Raw genomic sequence first — 15,407 nt, forward strand, 5'->3', positions numbered from 1 at the left:
ACCAGTCCATGTGTCGAATCCGGCGAAGCCCGTTCGAGCTAGGGGTGAAGGGACCCGAACGGGCCCACGAAGGAGATCGACATGACCGCCACGACCGCCTGTGAGACGCCGGCGCTCGCCGAGCGCGTGACGAAGAGCCTGCTCGGGTACGGCGTGATCGCCGGCCCGCTGTACGTCGGCGTCGCGCTGGCCCAGGCGTACACCCGGGAGGGTTTCGACCCGACCCGGCACGCCTGGAGCATGCTCCAGAACGGCGACCTGGGCTGGATCCAGACCACCAACCTGATCATTTCCGGTCTCATGGTCGTCGCGGCGGCCGTCGGAGTGCGGCGTGCCGTCGGTCGCGGCGCCGTCCCGCTCGGTATCTACGGTGTGGGGATGGTAGTGGCCGGTGTGTTCCGCGCCGACCCTGGTCAGGGCTTCCCGCCCGGCTCCGAGGGCGGCACGCTCAGCTGGCACGGCCTCGTCCACCTCGCGGCCGGCGGCGTCGGCTTCGCCGGCCTGGCCATCGCCTGCTTCCTGCTCGCCGCCCGGTCCGGGTTCCCACTGGTCTCGCGCGCCGTCGGGGTGCTGTTCGTCGCCAGCTTCCTGGCCATGACCGCGAGCGCCGGCGCCCCGTGGGGCATCGTCACGTTCACGGCCGGCGTGCTGCTGGTGTCGGCGTGGCTGACCACGATCTCCATCCGCCTCTACCGCACCGTTGCCTGAAAGCGAGGAACCGCCATGCGCTACATCGCCCTGCTCACCGCCACCCGACCCGACACCCCGCCGCCCCCGGAGCTCATGGAGGCGATCATGAAGCTCGGTGAGGACGCCACCAACTCCGGCGTCCTCGTCGACCAGGCCGGCCTCTCGCCGAGCGCGTTCGCCTCACGGGTCGGCGTGGCCGGCGGCGAGCTCACCGTCACCGACGGGCCGTTCGCCGAGGCCAAGGAGGTGATCAGCTACGCCGTGTACGACGTGCGCGACCGGGCGGAGGCCGTCGAGTGGACGTCCCGCTTCATGCGTGCCCACCGCGACCTGTGGCCCGGTTGGGAAGGGGAGTCGCAGGTCTTGAAGGTGATGGGACCCGAGGACTTCGCGCCACCCGCGTGACGCACTCTGGCAGGATCGGCGGCGATGGGGGCCGCCGATCCTGCTCTGGTGCACCGCACGGTCGAGGCGGTGTGGCGGATCGAGGCCGCCCGGATCGTGGCGGTGCTCGCCCGGCTGACCGGCGACATCGGGCTCGCCGAGGAGATCGCCCAGGACACCCTGGTCGTGGCGCTCGAGCAGTGGCCGCGCGACGGCGTACCCGATGATCCGGGTCCGTGGTTGCTCGCGACCGCGCGGCACCGGGCGATCGACCAGATCCGCCGCCGGCAGAACTACGCCGCGAAGCTGCGGCTGGTCGCCGGTGGGGTCACGGAGAGCCATGACGGTGGGTACGACGCGGTGCTCGACTCTCGGATCGGCGACGACCTGCTGCGGCTGATCTTCACGGTCTGCCATCCGGCGCTGCCGGCCGAGTCCCGGGTGGGCCTGACGCTGCGCCTGCTGGGCGGACTGACCACCGCCGAGATCGCCCGGGCGTTCCTGGTGTCCGAGCCGACCATGGCGGCCCGGCTGACCCGGGCCAAGAAGGCCCTGGCGGGCGTGGAGTTCGCCCTGCCGCCGGCCCCCGAGCTGGCCCCCAGGCTCGCGTCCGTGCTGGCCACGGTCTATTTGATCTTCAATGAGGGGTACGCGGCCACGGGCGGCCCGGTCTGGGTCCGGCCGGAGCTGGCCGACGAGGCGGTGCGGCTCGGGCGGCTGTTGCAGGGGCTGCTCCCGCGCGAGCCCGAGGTGCACGGCCTGACCGCGCTGATGGAGCTCCAGGCGTCGCGGCTGCCGGCGCGCGTCGACCCTTCCGGGCGACCCGTGCTGCTGCCCGACCAGGACCGGCGCCGGTGGGACCGGCTGCTGATCCGCCGCGGGCTGGCCGCCCTGGCGGTGGCGGGCGACCTGGGCGGCGGGGTCTACACGGTGGAGGCGGAGATCGCCGCCTGCCACGCCCGCGCCCGTTCACACTCCGGCACCGACTGGGAGCGGGTCGCGGCCCTCTACGAGGTGCTGTTCCACCTGCGACCCTCACCGGTGCTGCGGGTCAACCAGGCCGTCGCGTACGGGATGGCCGGTGATCCCGCCCGTGGCCTGGCCCTGGTCGACGCGGTGGCGGGCGAGAAGTCGCTGCGCGACTATCCACAGTTGCCGGCCGTCCGCGGTGACCTGCTGGCCCGCCTGGGCCGGGCCGACGAGGCGCGGTCGGCGTTCGCCGAGGCGGCGGCGCTGACCCGCAACGAGGCCGAGCGATCACTGTTCGCGGCCCGTGCCGAGAGTGACTGATGTTATCCACAGGCGCGCGTGCCCGGTCGGCCACGGCGGCCGCCCGGCTGGTAAGAAAGAGCGCATGACCAGCCCGACCCCTTCCAGCGCCGACGAGGTCGTCGACCTGTGCCGTGACCTGATCCGGATCGACACCACCAACACCGGCGACAACGCCACCTCGGCGGGGGAGCGGGTGGCCGCCGAATACGTCGCGGAGAAGCTGGCCGAGGTCGGTGTCGACGCCGAGCTCCGCGAGTCCGCCCCCGGCCGCACCAGCCTGATCGCGCGCATCCCCGGCACCGACCCGTCCCGGGGAGCGCTGCTCGTGCACGGCCACCTCGACGTGGTCCCGGCCGACCCGCAGGAGTGGTCCGTCGACCCGTTCGGTGGTGAGATCCGCGACGGCTACCTGTGGGGCCGCGGCGCGGTCGACATGAAGGACTTCGACGCGATGGTGCTCGCGGTGATCCGCGACTGGCAGCGCACCGGCGTCCGGCCGCCCCGCGACCTGGTGCTCGCGTTCACGGCCGACGAGGAGGCCGGCGGCGACTACGGCGCGCACTTCCTGGTCGACAACCACGCCGACCTGTTGGAGGGCTGCACCGAGGCGATCGGCGAGGTCGGCGGGTTCTCCTTCACGGTCTCCGAGGACCTCCGGCTCTACCTCGTGCAGACCGCCGAGAAGGGCATCCAGTGGCTGCGGGCGACCGCGCACGGCCGCCCCGGTCACGGCTCGATGATCCACGACGACAACGCGGTCACGGCGCTGGCCGAGGCGGTCGCCCGGGTCGGGCGGCACCGGTTCCCGATCGTCCTGACCGACACCGCCAAGGCGTTCCTGGCCGAGGTGGCCGGGCTGCTGGGCATCGAGTTCGACCCGGAAGACCCCGAGGCGACGATCGCCAAGCTGGGCCCGATCGCCGGTTTCGTCGGCGCCACCGTGCGCAACACGGCCAACCCGACCCGGCTCGACGCGGGCTACAAGGAAAACGTGGTGCCCAGCCAGGCCCACGCCACCCTCGACTGCCGCACCCTGCCCGGGCAGTCCGAGGCGTTCCTGTCCGAGATCCGCGACCTGCTCGGCCCCGACATCGACATCGCGCACATCCAGCGGCAGCCGGCCGTCGAGACGACCTTCGACGGCCCGCTGGTCGACGCGATGTCGGCCGCGCTGCGCTCGGAGGATCCGGGCGCCAAGGCCGTGCCCTACATGCTCTCCGGCGGCACCGACGCCAAGGCCTGGCAGCGCCTGGGTATCCGGTGCTTCGGCTTCGCCCCGCTGCGGCTTCCGCCGGACCTCAACTTCGCCGGCCTGTTCCACGGCATCGACGAGCGGGTGCCGGTCGAGGGTCTACGCTTCGGCGCGCGCGTGCTCGACCGTTTCCTCCGCACCAGCTGACGGCTCTTCTCTCTCCCCGAGGATGGTTTCACCATGACCGACGACCACGCTTCCCTCGACGCCGCCCTGGAGGAGGTCATCGCCGCCGCGCGCACGCACCTGGCCGCGGTGAAGGCCGCCGACGGGCGCGTCGACGACGACGACGTGTGGCAGGCCTACGTGACGCTCAACAACGCGTCATACCACTACGACGAGCTGCTGCTGGAGGCGTTCGGCGAGGTCACGCCGTGGGATGTCGAGTCGATCGATCCCGACGAGGTCGAGGGCGCGCTCGGCGGCGTGACCGTCGAGGGCGACGAGAGCCGGGACGCCCACCCGCACGTCATCTCCGTCCGGCAGCGCCGCGACTACCGGGTGCCCAGCGTGGTGGCCCTGGTCCGCCGCGCCGAGGAGGTCCGCGCCGAGGCCGGCCCGGAAGAGGCCGGCGGCCCGGTGGAGACGGTGGGCGAGGCGGTGCTGGAGCTGCTCCAGGCGGGCGACGGATCGCTGAGCTCGCTCGACGTCCCGGAGCTCGAGCCGCTCGACGGGGTGGTGATGGTCAGCGAGGTGCCGTCACCGCTCGACCTGGAGAGCTACGAGGAGCACGACAGCTCCGGCCCGTTCGCGCCCGGCGGCACCGACCGCCTGGTCGGCCGCCTCGACGAGCACCCGTTCCTGCCCGGTGACCTCGACGGTGCGCTGCCCGACGACGAGGACGGCGACGACGAGGACGACAACCCCCGCACAGCCTGACGCCCGACGCCGGCCACCCCGCTCTCACAACCCTGGGGTGGGGTCGGCCGCGTCCGGCAGGAGGACCGGTCTATTCAGTAACTGAGGCCCGGTTGCGTCTTGTTGACCAGACGGCGCCGCAGCATCACCTGTCGCGTGCCGTCCCGGAACAAGCGCACCCGGGCCAGTTCCCAGCCGGAGAACTCCGCCTGGATCGCCAGCTGCGCCTCTGCGGTCGGCCGGTCGACATTCGGTGGTAACCGCAGGGGCGCGTATTCGTAGTCCATGGCACCTATCCTGCCCACTCTCCGTGGGCCGGCACCAGCCCTTCCCCCAACCAGCTAACAGCCTGTTCCGGGGCCGGACCCACCCGTCACTCCAGGCGCAGGATCGTCTCCTCGATCTCGGCCTGCCGGGCGTTGGCCCAGGCGATCTCGGTGCCGACCACCTGGAAGCCGGCCCGCCGCAGCACCGTGAGCGAGCCGATGTTGTCGCTGGCCGCCCGGGCATTGATCGGCCGGTCCGGCAGCTCCCGCAGGAACGCCTCCAGCGCCCGGCTCGCCACGCCCTGGCCCCAGAACGCGCGGTCGATCCAGTAGGTGAGCTCGCGCTCGCCGTCGGCGACCCAGCTCCCGATGCTCCCGACCAGGACCCCGTCGAGGGTCACCGCCCGCGACACGATCGTCGGCTCCCGGAGTTGGCGTTCCATGCGGGCGTCGAACGCCGCCCGGTCGGACGGGTCCAGGGGAGTGAACGCCGCCATCCGGACGGACTCCGGATCGCGGGTCTGCGCGTAGAGCGCGTCCAGGTCGTCGCGCGATACGGCGCGTAACGTCACTTCCGTCACGCGGTCACCATGCCACGGGAGCTTGATCATGTCTGCCCCGGCCGCCGCGAGGTCTCCGACCCCGCTGGTTAGGCTGGCGGAATGCAGTCTTGGACCGGGCACGACGTGCCGCGGCTGCCGGGCACCGGCCAGCCTCTCGTGTTGTTCGACTCGGCAGTGCAGAGCGCTCACCAGACGAGCCCGGACCGGGAGACCGGGGCGACGATGTACGTCTGCGGGATTACCCCGTACGACGCCACGCACCTCGGCCACGCCGCCACCATGATCACCTTCGACCTGGTGCAGCGGGCCTGGCTCGATGCCGGCATTCCTGTCCGCTATGTCCAGAACGTGACGGACATCGACGATCCGCTCCTCGAGCGGGCCGAGCGCGACGGCGAGGACTGGGTCGTCCTGGCCATGCGCGAGACCGCCCTGTTCCGCGAGGACATGGAAGCCCTCCGGATGATCCCGCCGGCGCACTACGTGGGTGCCGTCGAGTCGATCCCGACCATCGCGGACCGGGTGGTCCGGCTGCTGTCCGACGGCGCCGCGTACGTGCTCGAGGACGGCACCGGCGACGTCTACTTCGACATCTCCACGACGCCGAACTTCGGCTACGAGTCGAACCTGAGCCGCGACGAGATGCTGGTGCTGGCCGCCGAGCGCGGCGGCGACCCCGAGCGCCCGGGCAAGCGTGACCCGCTCGACCCCCTGCTCTGGCGTGGCGCCCGCGACGGCGAGCCGGCCTGGCCCGGCGGCCCGCTCGGCCCCGGCCGACCCGGCTGGCACATCGAGTGCGCCGTGATCGCGCTCGGCCTGCTCGGCGACACGATCGACGTCCAGGGCGGCGGCAACGACCTGCTCTTCCCGCACCACGAGTGCTCCGCCGCGCACGCCGAGAAGCTCACCGGGCAGGCGCCGTTCGCCTCGCACTACGTACACGCCGGCATGATCGGCCTCGACGGCGAGAAGATGTCGAAGTCCCGGGGCAACCTGGTCTTCGTCTCCCGCCTGCGTGCCGACCACGTCGACCCGATGGCGCTGCGGCTGGCGCTGATCGCCGACCACTACCGCGGCGACCGCACCTGGAACGACGACCTGCTCAAGACCGCGCAGGAGCGGCTGGCCCGCTGGCGCGCGGCCGCGTCGGCCACCGCGGGTCCGTCGGGCGCCGACCTGTTGGCCGGGGTACGCAGCCGCGTCGCCAACGACCTCGACACCCCGGGTGCGCTGGCCCTGGTGGACGCCTGGGCAGACGCGACGCTGGCGGGCGCCGGCGACGACCCGGACGCCCCGAAGCTCATGGCACACACAGTGGACGCCCTGCTGGGCATCACCCTGGAGCAGACGGCGATCTGACGGGCCGCGCGGCGCTCCCACGCCATGCGCCCTGGTCCGGCGCCGCATCCAGGCCGCGTGCTGCGGTCCGGCGCTGCCTACATCGGGGGCCAGGGCACCGACGGCCAGTCGGTGCCCGGCTCCGGAAAGCTGGCGTTCTCCAGCAGCCGGCGCACCCGGCCCCGGACCCGGGCCACCTCGGCCCCGGTCAGGTGCTCGCGGAGCGCACCACCCAGAGAGTTGCGCAGGTCGCTGGTCAGCCGGCCCAGCACGTCGACCGCGTCGTCCGGCAGCACCGCGCCCGTCCAGCCCCACAGGACCGTGCGCAGCTTGGGCTCGACGTTGAAGGTCACGCCGTGGTCGACGCCGTAGACGCGGTCGTCGGGGCCGACCAGCACGTGCCCGCCCTTGCGGTCGGCATTGTTGATCACGATGTCCAGGACCGCGAGCCGGGCCAGCCGGGCGTCGTCGGCGTGGGCCAGCGAGTAGGGGTTCCCGTCCTCGTCCTGAGCCGACGCGATCCGCTTCCATCCGGTCGGCAGCGCGGTGGCCGGCACGAAGCCGACCAGCGGCTGGGCGTTCTCCGGCTCGTCGATCCAGAGCTGGCACATGCCCGGCCCCAGCGGGCCGTCCTCGCGCAGCAGGGTGGGCGGCACCAGGTCCCAGCCGCTGGCCGCGGACACGAGATAGGCACTGACCTCCCGGCCGGCAAGCGTGCCGTCAGGGAAGTCCCACAGCGGACGCTCCCCGCTGATCGGCTTGTAGACGCAGCGCGCGGTGACCCCGTCGAGCGACACGAACGCCCGCAGCGTCGTGTTGGAGGCGTCGACCAGCCGCCCCTCGAGCTCGAGCTCGCCCGAGCGCAGCAGCGTCAGCGCGTCGTGCTCGGAGAGCCGGGACGCGGATGACACCGGCGCGGCACCGTCACCGGTGATAGCCATTGTGGCGCGGGCAGAGGTGTCCGCGGGGGTCGAGCGGTTGGCCGCAGAGCGGGCAGGGTGGGCGGCCGGCGGCGACCACGCGCTTGGCGCGGCTGATGAACTCGCGGGTGGCGGCCGGTGTCAACCGCACCCGGAGCCGGTCGAGGTCGTCGTCGGGCTCGTCGTCCTCGTCGTCTTCGACCGTCTCGGCCTCGGCGTCGTCGACCGCCTCGAGCTCGCCCTCGCCGGCGGCGATCGCCTCGATCACCACGGTCGCCGTGTCGACGTCGAAGGCCAGGCCGAGCGTGCCGACCCGGAACTCCTCGTCGACCGGGCTCTCCAGCGGCTCGTTGTCGGAGCCGGCCGCGGCGGGCTCCTCGGGTGGCAGCTCCAGGTCGACGCCGAACCGGCGGGCCGCCTCGGTGAGCAGCTCCTCGAGCTTCTCGGCCAGCAGCGAGACCTGGACCTTCTCCAGCGCGACGCTGACCACGCGACCGCCACCGCGCGCCTGCAGGAAGAAGCTGCGCTCGCCGGGCGGTCCCACGGTTCCAGCCACGAACCGCTCGGGCGGCTCGAACGCGTGCACCTGGTGGGTCATAACAAGACCCTATCCGCCCACGCGTACGCACGCGTAGCGCACTGCCTCGAATGTGGGGAGCGGATCAGGGGCGTTCGCCCAGAGCGAATTTCAGGTCGTGCCCGCGCCGCCGCCGACGACCGCGTCGGACGAGGTGGCGGCGGTCTTCCGGGGTCGCCGGCGGCGCTTGGGCGGCACCAGGCCGGCCAGATCCCCACCGGTGTCGTTGAGGCGCATCAGGAACGGGCGGGTGGGTGTGTAACGGATCACGGTGACCGACGCCGGGTCGGCCACGATCCTCTGGAACTGGTCGAGGTGCAGCCCGAGCGCGTCGGCCACGATCGCCTTGATGATGTCGCCGTGGGTGCAGGCCAGCCAGAGCGCCTCGGGGCCGTGGGCGGCGGTCACCGACCGGTCCCAGTGGCGGACCGCGCCGACCGCGCGGGCCGACATCGCGGCCATCGCCTCACCGCCGGGGAACACCGCCGCCGACGGGTGCAGCTGGACGACCGGCCACAGCGGATCCTTGGCCAGCTTCTTGAGCGGCTGGCCCTCCCACTCGCCGTAGCCGCACTCGATCAGGCCGTCCTCGATGCTCGGCGCGGCGGACGGCAGGGCCAGCTCCAGGGTCTGCCGGCAGCGGATCAGCGGGCTGCTGACCACCTCGGCCAGCGGCAGCGCGCGCAGCCGCTGGCCCACCGCCACCGCCTGGGCCTTGCCGGTCTCGTCGAGCTCGACCGGCTGCCGGCCGGCCAGGCCGCCGTCCGCGTTGGCCGTCGTGCGGCCGTGCCGCAGAAGGAGGAGGGTCGCCACGGGCCAAAGCCTACGTGGCGGAGATCGTGCCGTTCATGAGCAGAGCCAGCACGATGCCGCCGACCGCGACCCGGTAGAGCACGAAGGGGTAGAACGTGTGGGCAGACACGTACTTGAGCAGCCAAGCGATCGAGGCGTAGCCGAGCCCGAACGCGATGACCGTGGCGACGATCATCTGGGCGCCGGACGGGACCAAGCCCTCGCCGGACTTGTCGAAGACGTCCGGGAGGCTGAACACCCCGGACATCACCACCGCCGGGATGGCCAGCAGGAACGAGAAGCGTAGGGCCGCCTCGCGGGTCAGGCCGAGGAACAGGCCGGCGCTGGCGGTGCCGCCGGAGCGCGAGACGCCGGGGATCAGCGCCAGCGCCTGGGCGAAGCCCATCGTGACCGCGTCCGGCATCTTGAAGCGCTCGAGGTTGCGGGCCTGGCGGCCGAAGTATTCCGCGAAGGCGAGCACGAACGAGAAGACGATCAGGACGATCGAGACCAGCCACAGGTTGCGGGCCGCGGTGCGGATCTGGTCCTTGAACGCGAAGCCGATGATGCCGATCGGGATGGAGCCGATGATGACGTACCACGCCATCTTGTAGTCGAACTCTTTACGCGCCGACTTGTCCCAGAGGCCGATCACCCAGGTCTTGCTTATTCGCCAGATGTCCTTGGCGAAGTAGAGCAGCACGGCGGCCTCGGTGCCGAGCTGCGTGACGGCGGTGAACGAGGCGCCGGCGTCCTGACCGAAGAAGATCGCCGAGGTGATCCGCATGTGCCCGGAGGAGCTGATCGGCAGGAACTCCGTGAGCCCCTGCACGATCCCGAGCACGATCGCCTCGGTCCACGTCATTCCCCGACCCCCGCCATGTCCAAAGCCTCGGCAACCGTACGCAATGTCTGTACACCGGACTCGGCGTCGGCGACGAACGGACTCACCGACAGCGTGGTGACTCCCGACGCGGCGTACGCCTTCATCCGGTCAGCGATCCGTTCCTTGGGACCGAGCAGCGAGGTGCGGTCGATGAACTCCAGGGGCACGGCGGCCGCCGCGTCCCGCGCTCGCTTGTCGAGGTAGAGGTCCTGCACCGTCTTCGCCGCGTCCGCGTACCCCATCCGGATCGCGAGATCGTTGTAGAAGTTCTGCTTGCGGCTGCCCATCCCGCCGACGTAGAGGGCGGCGTACCACCGGATCAGCTCGGCCGCCGACGCGACGTCGTCGCCGACCACGACAGGCACGCTCGGCACCACGTCGAAGCCCGCGGGGGTCTTCCCGGCGGTGGCCCGGCCGGCGTGCCAGCTCTCGTGCTGCTCCGACGCGAACTCGGGGGAGTAGAACACCGCGAGCCAGCCGTCGGCGATCTCGCCCGCCAGCTCCAGGTTCTTCGGGCCGACGGCGGCCAGGTAGATCGGGATGTGGTCGCGCGGCGGGTGGAAGCCGAGCCGCAGCGTCTTGCCCGGGCCGTCGGGGAGCGGGAGCGTGTAGTGCTCGCCGGCGTACTCGACCGGCTTGCGGCCGACCGCCAGCTTGACGATGTCGACATATTCGCGGGTACGGGCGAGCGGCTTGCCGAACCGCACACCGTGCCAGCCCTCGGAGACCTGCGGGCCGGAGACGCCCAGGCCGAGGCGGAACCGGCCGCCGGAGAGGTTGTCGATCGTGGTCGCGGTCATCGCGGTCGAGGCCGGGGTGCGGGCCGGGATCTGCATGACCGCGGCGCCCAGGTCGATGGTCGAGGTCTGCCCGGCCAGCCAGGCGAGCGTCGACGGGGAGTCGCTGCCGTAGGCCTCCGCCGCCCAGACCACCGTGTAGCCGAGGCGCTCGGCCTCCTGAGCCATCACCAGGTCTGTCGCCGGCGAGCTCCACGCGGTCTGGTAGCCGAGGTTGAGTCCCAGTTTCACCGTGCCCCTCCCCAATGCCGCCCGGCCGGCGACGCGGGATCAGACTACGAAATCGTTCTGTCGCGTTTGTCGACGGCCATCCCCAACACGCGGAGCGGACCTGACGTGCATGATGCACCGACCGGCCGGCTATCCGGCGTGCCGCGCGCGGCATAAGGTGCACCCATGCAGGAGCGACCGCTAGGCCGTAGCGGGCTCGCGGTCTCCCGGCTCGCGCTCGGCACCATGACCTGGGGTGCCGACACCGACACCGACGACGCGGCGGCCCAGCTCAAGGGCTTCGTCGACGCGGGTGGCAATCTCGTCGACACCGCCGACGTGTACGGAGACGGCGAGGCCGAAGCCGTGATCGGCTCGCTGCTGGACGCCCTGATCCCACGCGACGACCTGCTGATCGCCACGAAATCGGGCCTGCGGCCGGGCAGCGGCCGGCGGCGCGACGGCTCGCGCGGCCACCTGCTGCGCTCGCTGGACGCCTCCCTGCGCCGCCTCGGCACGTCGTACGTCGACCTGTGGCAGGTGCACGGGTACGACGAGACGACGCCGCTGGAGGAGACCCTGGCGGCCCTGGACTACGCCGTGACCAGCGGCCGGGTGCGCTACGCGGGCGTCTCGAACTTCTCGGGCTGGCAGACCGCACGGGCCGCGGCGTGGCAGCAGGCGGTGCCCGGACGGACGCCGGTGGTCGCCACGCAGGTGGAGTATTCGCTGCTGGAACGCGGCATCGAGCGCGAGGTGCTGCCGGCCTGCGAGTCCCTGGGCCTGGGCGTGCTGGCCTGGTCACCGCTCGGCCGGGGCGTCCTGACCGGCAAATACCGCCACGGCCGCCCGGCCGACTCCCGCGCCGCCTCGCCCCATTTCGGGCCTTTCGTCTCCTCTTATCTGGATTCGCGCTCGTCCTCGATCGTCGAGGCGGTGGCCACGGCGGCGAGCGGCCTTGGCGTGTCGCCGCTGGAGGTCGCGCTGGCCTGGGTCCGCGACCGCCCGGGCGTGGTGGCGCCGGTGCTGGGCGCGCGCACGGTCGGCCAGCTCCTCGGCGCCCTGAAGGTCGAGGAGATGACCCTGCCGGCCGAGATCGAGACGGCCCTGGACGACGTCTCCGCGATCGCCATCGGCTACCCGGAACGCGACGCCTAGACGAGTAAGGCCTAACGGCCCCGCGTTGAAGGGCGCCGTGGCCCGTGGGCTGTGGGCCCTGGCCGTGGCCGTGTGGGCCCGTAAGCGCTGGACCGTGATCGTGTGTGAGCTGTCTGGGAGATCCAGGGTTGAAACATTGATCGGGTGCGCCAGATCTGGTCGACACGCCGTCCCGGGACCAGACCAGCCACACCCGATCACGACCCAGGTCCCTCTGAGACCAGACGAGCCACACCCGATCATGGCCCGCGCCGCCAACGACCACCTCGGGTCACGACACACCCCGCCGCAGCCCGACAACGACCAACCGACCATCGCGGTCCCAGCCAGGCTCCGACCTACACGCACAGCCAGGCCAGACTTATGTTGATCTGTCGTCACAACCGGACCACCGACACCCCTGACCATTCCCACCAGCGTTAGCCAGGACTTACTTGTCTGGGGCGAGTCCTAGCCGCCGAACCAGCCCGGCACGTCCAGCCGGAAGGGCTCGGCACCGGTCACCGTGACCAGGTCCTTCTCCAGCTCGTCGAGGCGGTCGGGGCCGATCCGGGCCGCCCACTCCGCGCGTAGCTCGTCGAAGATCTGTGCCGACCGGACGAGCACCTGGACGCCGCGGTCGGTGAGCGTGACCAGCTTCCGCCGGGCGTCCTGCGGGTCGGTGGTCCGCGCGACGTAGCCGAGGCGTTCCAGGCCGTCGAGCGTCTTGCCGGCGGCCTGCTTGGAGACGCCGAGCCTTCTGCCGAGCTCGACCGCCGTGGTGCCGTCGAGGCCGATGGCCTGGAACACGAACCCGTGCAGAGGTCTGAGCTCGGGATGCCCCTCGCGGGCGAGCTCGGCGTGCACGCCGTCGATGAGCTGCCGGAACCCCACGAAGAGCCGCAGTGGCAGCAGGAACCCGTCGCTTGACACGGTTAGACAACCAGGTTTACGTTTTGGACAACCACGTTGACCATCCTAGAAGGGGAATGCCATGACTGTCATCAGGTCCACCGAGACCCGGCGCCACGAGACACCCGCCGGGGTGACGACCACCCTGGCCTCGCCGACGGTGGGCGGCGCGAGCCGGCCGGTGTGGCGGGTGGAGATGGCGGCGGGCAGCGCCGGTCCGGTGCACACGATCGACACGGAGCAGATCTGGACGGTCCTGTCCGGCGGAGCGTCGGTCCGGCTCGACGGCACCGACGTCCGGCTCGACGAGGGGGACACCCTGGTCCTGGCGGCGGACGTCGAACGCCAGGTCACCGCCGACGCCGAGGGCGGCCTGACGGCGATCGTCACGAGCGCGGCCGGCAGCATGGCGACGGCTGGCGGCAAGCGCGTCCAACCGCCCTGGACCGCCTAGGCCCGATCCGGCCCGGGGTGTCGGATCTGACGGCGGCTGTTCGTGGACAGGATGTGGGGGCAGCCGCCCGCCGGAACCGAAGGGAACTGACATGACCGCCGTCTACACCTGGGACGTCTTCTCCACCCTCGACGGGTACGGCTCGTACGCGGAGCCCGGCGACTGGGGTGGCTACTGGAGCAAGCAGGGCCCGGAACTGCTCGCGCACCGGGCCGCCCTGTTCGACACCGAGCAGCGCATGGTCTTCGGGGCCACCACCTTCCGGGAGAACGCGGAGATCATGCTCTCGGGCCTCGACCCCCACACCCTCGACGAGTGGAACCAGCGGACGTTGCGGATGCCCGCGACGGTGATCTCCTCGACGTTGCGGGACACCCTCGGCTGGCCCGACGCGACCATCGTCAGCGGCGACGCCGTCGACATCGTCAGGCGGCTCAAGGAGGAGTCCGACGTGCCGATCCGGTCGCAGGCCAGCCTGTCGCTGAACTGGGCGCTGCTGGCCGCCGGCCTGGTCGACCGCATCCAGGTGACGATCTTCCCGGTCATCTCCGGCCGCACCGGCACCAGCCCGATCCTGCGTGGGGCGGCCGACTTCGACCTGGAGCTCCTCGAAAGCCGGACGCTGGACGGGCGCACCCAGGAGCTGGTCTACCGGCCGACGCTCCGGTGACGGGCGGCCCCTGCCTTCATGGGCTGGGGGCGAGCGTCCGCAGGGCGATGTCGACGGAGGCCTGGAGCTCTTCGCGGCTGGCGCCGGCCGCCGCGTGAACCGCGTGGCCCTCGCTGAGCGCCATCACGAATCGCGCCAAAGCCCGGGCATCCATGCCGTCCGGGAGATCGCCTTCCGCGGCCGCTCGGGACAGCCGCTCCTGGAGGGCGGACTCGGTCGCGGCCCGGCCGGCGGCGAGGAACTCGGAGATCCGGGCGTTCTCGGGCGAGCAGGCCAGGCCTCCCTGGATGGAGAGGCAACCCGCCGGGTGATCGTCAGCCGTGAGGCCGTCGGCGCTGGAGCGCAGGAACGCTTCGACGGCCGCGTACGCCGTGGGCTGGTCGAGCGCGGCGCGCGCCTTGGCCACCTGGTTCTCGTGGTAGCGGGCGAACGAACGCTGGAACAGCTCCTCCTTGCTGCCGAAGGTGGCGTACAGGCTCGGCCGGTTGATTCCCATCGCGCCCGTGAGGGTGCTCAGTGACGCGCCCTCGTAGCCGTGCCGCCAGAAGACCTCCGTGGCTCGGTCGAGGACCGATTCCTCGTCGAAGGCCCGGGGGCGTCCGGTGGTGGGCGTCTTGGTGCTCATGGACCCAGCCTACCGCTCGGTACAAATAGTGTTCCAGCTCACCGACCGCTCGGTACAAAACTTGCTACCGTTCCATCTACCGAGCGGTACAAAACAGGGAGCGAACGCATGACGATCACGTTGATCACCGGCGCGAACAAGGGCATCGGTTTCGAGACCGCCAGGCAGCTCGTCGAGCTGGGCCACACCGTCTACATCGGCGCCCGCGACGTCGAGCGAGGTCAGCGGGCCGCGGCGGCGTTGGGTGCACGGTTCGTGCGGCTCGACGTGACCGACGACGCGTCGGTGGGCGACGCGCTGGCCGCCGTCGACGCGGCCGAGGGCCGGCTCGACGTCCTGGTGCACAACGCGGGCGTCCTCGCGGACGGAGTCGTCGACGGACCCGCGGCCCTGCGGGCGTTCGACACCAATGCGGTGGGAATCGTCCGCGTCACCGAGGCGGCGTTGCCTCTGCTCCGGAAGTCCGCGAATCCCACGGTGGTGACCGTTTCGAGCAGCATGGGATCGTTCTGGGCGGTCACCAACCCCGAGCGGCCGGAGTTCGGCATGCCGCTCGCGCTCTACGCGGCGTCCAAGTCGGCAGCCACCATGCTCACCGTCCAATACGCGAAATCTGAGCCGGGCATCAAGTTCAATGCGATCGAGCCCGGCACCACCGCCACCGACATGACCGCCGCGTACGGCATCGGAAGGCCGGTGGTGGAGAGCGCCCGGACCGTCGTGCGCCTGGCCACCCTCGGTGCGGACGGCCCGACCGGGACCTTCTCCGACGAGCTCGGAGTGCTGGCCTGGTAGGCCCGGCTG

At 71.6% G+C, this 15,407-nt stretch carries 19 protein-coding genes; 10 read left to right on the forward strand and 9 right to left on the reverse strand.

Going from position 1 to position 15,407, the window contains the following annotated elements; all coding sequences use genetic code 11:
- Nucleotides 1-81: 81 nt before the first annotated feature.
- The 5 genes from AB0J88_RS06040 to AB0J88_RS06060 all read left to right on the forward strand — a co-directional run bounded on the left by AB0J88_RS06040 (nt 82) and on the right by AB0J88_RS06060 (nt 4,477).
- Complete coding sequence (locus AB0J88_RS06040; protein ID WP_364356648.1) at nt 82-708, forward strand: DUF998 domain-containing protein; 627 nt, start codon at nt 82-84, stop codon at nt 706-708.
- A 15-nt stretch (nt 709-723) separates the two neighbouring features.
- The gene (locus tag AB0J88_RS06045; RefSeq protein ID WP_364356645.1) at nt 724-1,095 is read left to right on the forward strand and encodes a YciI family protein; all 372 of its coding nucleotides are present in this window, start codon (nt 724-726) and stop codon (nt 1,093-1,095) included.
- A gap of 24 nt (nt 1,096-1,119) precedes the next feature.
- On the forward strand, nt 1,120-2,364 hold the full coding sequence (locus tag AB0J88_RS06050; protein ID WP_364356642.1) for a DUF6596 domain-containing protein: 1,245 nt from the start codon (nt 1,120-1,122) through the stop codon (nt 2,362-2,364).
- 64 nt (nt 2,365-2,428) lie between these two features.
- Complete coding sequence (locus AB0J88_RS06055; RefSeq protein ID WP_364356639.1) at nt 2,429-3,745, forward strand: M20/M25/M40 family metallo-hydrolase; 1,317 nt, start codon at nt 2,429-2,431, stop codon at nt 3,743-3,745.
- A gap of 33 nt (nt 3,746-3,778) precedes the next feature.
- Nucleotides 3,779-4,477: a hypothetical protein gene (locus AB0J88_RS06060; RefSeq protein WP_364356636.1), complete on the forward strand. Its 699-nt coding sequence runs from the start codon at nt 3,779-3,781 to the stop codon at nt 4,475-4,477.
- A gap of 74 nt (nt 4,478-4,551) precedes the next feature.
- Here AB0J88_RS06060 and AB0J88_RS06065 read toward each other — a convergent pair whose 3' ends face one another.
- Nucleotides 4,552-4,743, reverse strand: coding sequence for a DUF5703 family protein (locus tag AB0J88_RS06065; protein WP_364356633.1), 192 nt, complete (start codon nt 4,741-4,743; stop codon nt 4,552-4,554).
- A gap of 86 nt (nt 4,744-4,829) precedes the next feature.
- Nucleotides 4,830-5,303 (reverse strand): GNAT family N-acetyltransferase, encoded by a 474-nt coding sequence (locus AB0J88_RS06070; protein WP_364356630.1) that lies wholly within the window; start codon nt 5,301-5,303, stop codon nt 4,830-4,832.
- Nucleotides 5,304-5,384: 81 nt separating this feature from the next.
- Here AB0J88_RS06070 and mshC point away from each other — a divergent pair, with 81 nt between their 5' ends.
- A complete protein-coding gene (gene mshC, locus AB0J88_RS06075) occupies nt 5,385-6,644 on the forward strand; it encodes a cysteine--1-D-myo-inosityl 2-amino-2-deoxy-alpha-D-glucopyranoside ligase (RefSeq protein ID WP_364356627.1) in 1,260 nt (419 codons plus the stop codon).
- A 77-nt stretch (nt 6,645-6,721) separates the two neighbouring features.
- On the opposite strand, the gene AB0J88_RS06080 is transcribed toward mshC, so the two are convergent.
- The 5 genes from AB0J88_RS06080 to AB0J88_RS06100 form a co-directional block, all read right to left on the reverse strand.
- Nucleotides 6,722-7,534 (reverse strand): SCO1664 family protein, encoded by an 813-nt coding sequence (locus AB0J88_RS06080; protein WP_364356624.1) that lies wholly within the window; start codon nt 7,532-7,534, stop codon nt 6,722-6,724.
- A gap of 13 nt (nt 7,535-7,547) precedes the next feature.
- Nucleotides 7,548-8,141: a DUF3090 domain-containing protein gene (locus tag AB0J88_RS06085; RefSeq protein ID WP_364356621.1), complete on the reverse strand. Its 594-nt coding sequence runs from the start codon at nt 8,139-8,141 to the stop codon at nt 7,548-7,550.
- Between the two features lie 90 nt (nt 8,142-8,231).
- Nucleotides 8,232-8,933 carry a histidine phosphatase family protein gene (locus AB0J88_RS06090; protein ID WP_364356618.1) on the reverse strand — a complete coding sequence of 234 codons (702 nt, stop codon included), beginning with the start codon at nt 8,931-8,933 and terminating at the stop codon, nt 8,232-8,234.
- A 10-nt stretch (nt 8,934-8,943) separates the two neighbouring features.
- The gene (locus AB0J88_RS06095; RefSeq protein ID WP_364356615.1) at nt 8,944-9,777 is read right to left on the reverse strand and encodes an undecaprenyl-diphosphate phosphatase; all 834 of its coding nucleotides are present in this window, start codon (nt 9,775-9,777) and stop codon (nt 8,944-8,946) included.
- Entirely contained in the window at nt 9,774-10,826 is a 1,053-nt protein-coding gene (locus tag AB0J88_RS06100; RefSeq protein ID WP_364356612.1) for an LLM class F420-dependent oxidoreductase, read from the reverse strand. Before AB0J88_RS06100 ends, AB0J88_RS06095 begins: the two co-directional genes overlap by 4 nt.
- 165 nt (nt 10,827-10,991) lie before the next feature.
- Here AB0J88_RS06100 and AB0J88_RS06105 point away from each other — a divergent pair, with 165 nt between their 5' ends.
- Entirely contained in the window at nt 10,992-11,963 is a 972-nt protein-coding gene (locus tag AB0J88_RS06105; RefSeq protein WP_364356609.1) for an aldo/keto reductase, read from the forward strand.
- Between the two features lie 450 nt (nt 11,964-12,413).
- On the opposite strand, the gene AB0J88_RS06110 is transcribed toward AB0J88_RS06105, so the two are convergent.
- Nucleotides 12,414-12,875, reverse strand: coding sequence for a MarR family transcriptional regulator (locus AB0J88_RS06110; RefSeq protein ID WP_364356606.1), 462 nt, complete (start codon nt 12,873-12,875; stop codon nt 12,414-12,416).
- Between the two features lie 61 nt (nt 12,876-12,936).
- On the opposite strand from AB0J88_RS06110, the gene AB0J88_RS06115 reads away from it, so the two are divergent.
- Both AB0J88_RS06115 and AB0J88_RS06120 read left to right on the forward strand, forming a co-directional pair.
- A complete protein-coding gene (locus tag AB0J88_RS06115) occupies nt 12,937-13,308 on the forward strand; it encodes a cupin domain-containing protein (protein WP_364356603.1) in 372 nt (123 codons plus the stop codon).
- Nucleotides 13,309-13,399: 91 nt separating this feature from the next.
- Nucleotides 13,400-13,978: a dihydrofolate reductase family protein gene (locus AB0J88_RS06120; protein WP_364356600.1), complete on the forward strand. Its 579-nt coding sequence runs from the start codon at nt 13,400-13,402 to the stop codon at nt 13,976-13,978.
- Nucleotides 13,979-13,994: 16 nt separating this feature from the next.
- On the opposite strand, the gene AB0J88_RS06125 is transcribed toward AB0J88_RS06120, so the two are convergent.
- Nucleotides 13,995-14,603 carry a TetR/AcrR family transcriptional regulator gene (locus tag AB0J88_RS06125; protein ID WP_364356597.1) on the reverse strand — a complete coding sequence of 203 codons (609 nt, stop codon included), beginning with the start codon at nt 14,601-14,603 and terminating at the stop codon, nt 13,995-13,997.
- Between the two features lie 108 nt (nt 14,604-14,711).
- On the opposite strand from AB0J88_RS06125, the gene AB0J88_RS06130 reads away from it, so the two are divergent.
- Nucleotides 14,712-15,398: an SDR family NAD(P)-dependent oxidoreductase gene (locus tag AB0J88_RS06130; protein ID WP_364356594.1), complete on the forward strand. Its 687-nt coding sequence runs from the start codon at nt 14,712-14,714 to the stop codon at nt 15,396-15,398.
- Nucleotides 15,399-15,407 lie beyond the last annotated feature (9 nt).

The sequence above is a fragment of the Asanoa sp. NPDC049475 genome (assembly GCF_040676915.1).
Lineage (GTDB): Bacteria > Actinomycetota > Actinomycetes > Mycobacteriales > Micromonosporaceae > Asanoa.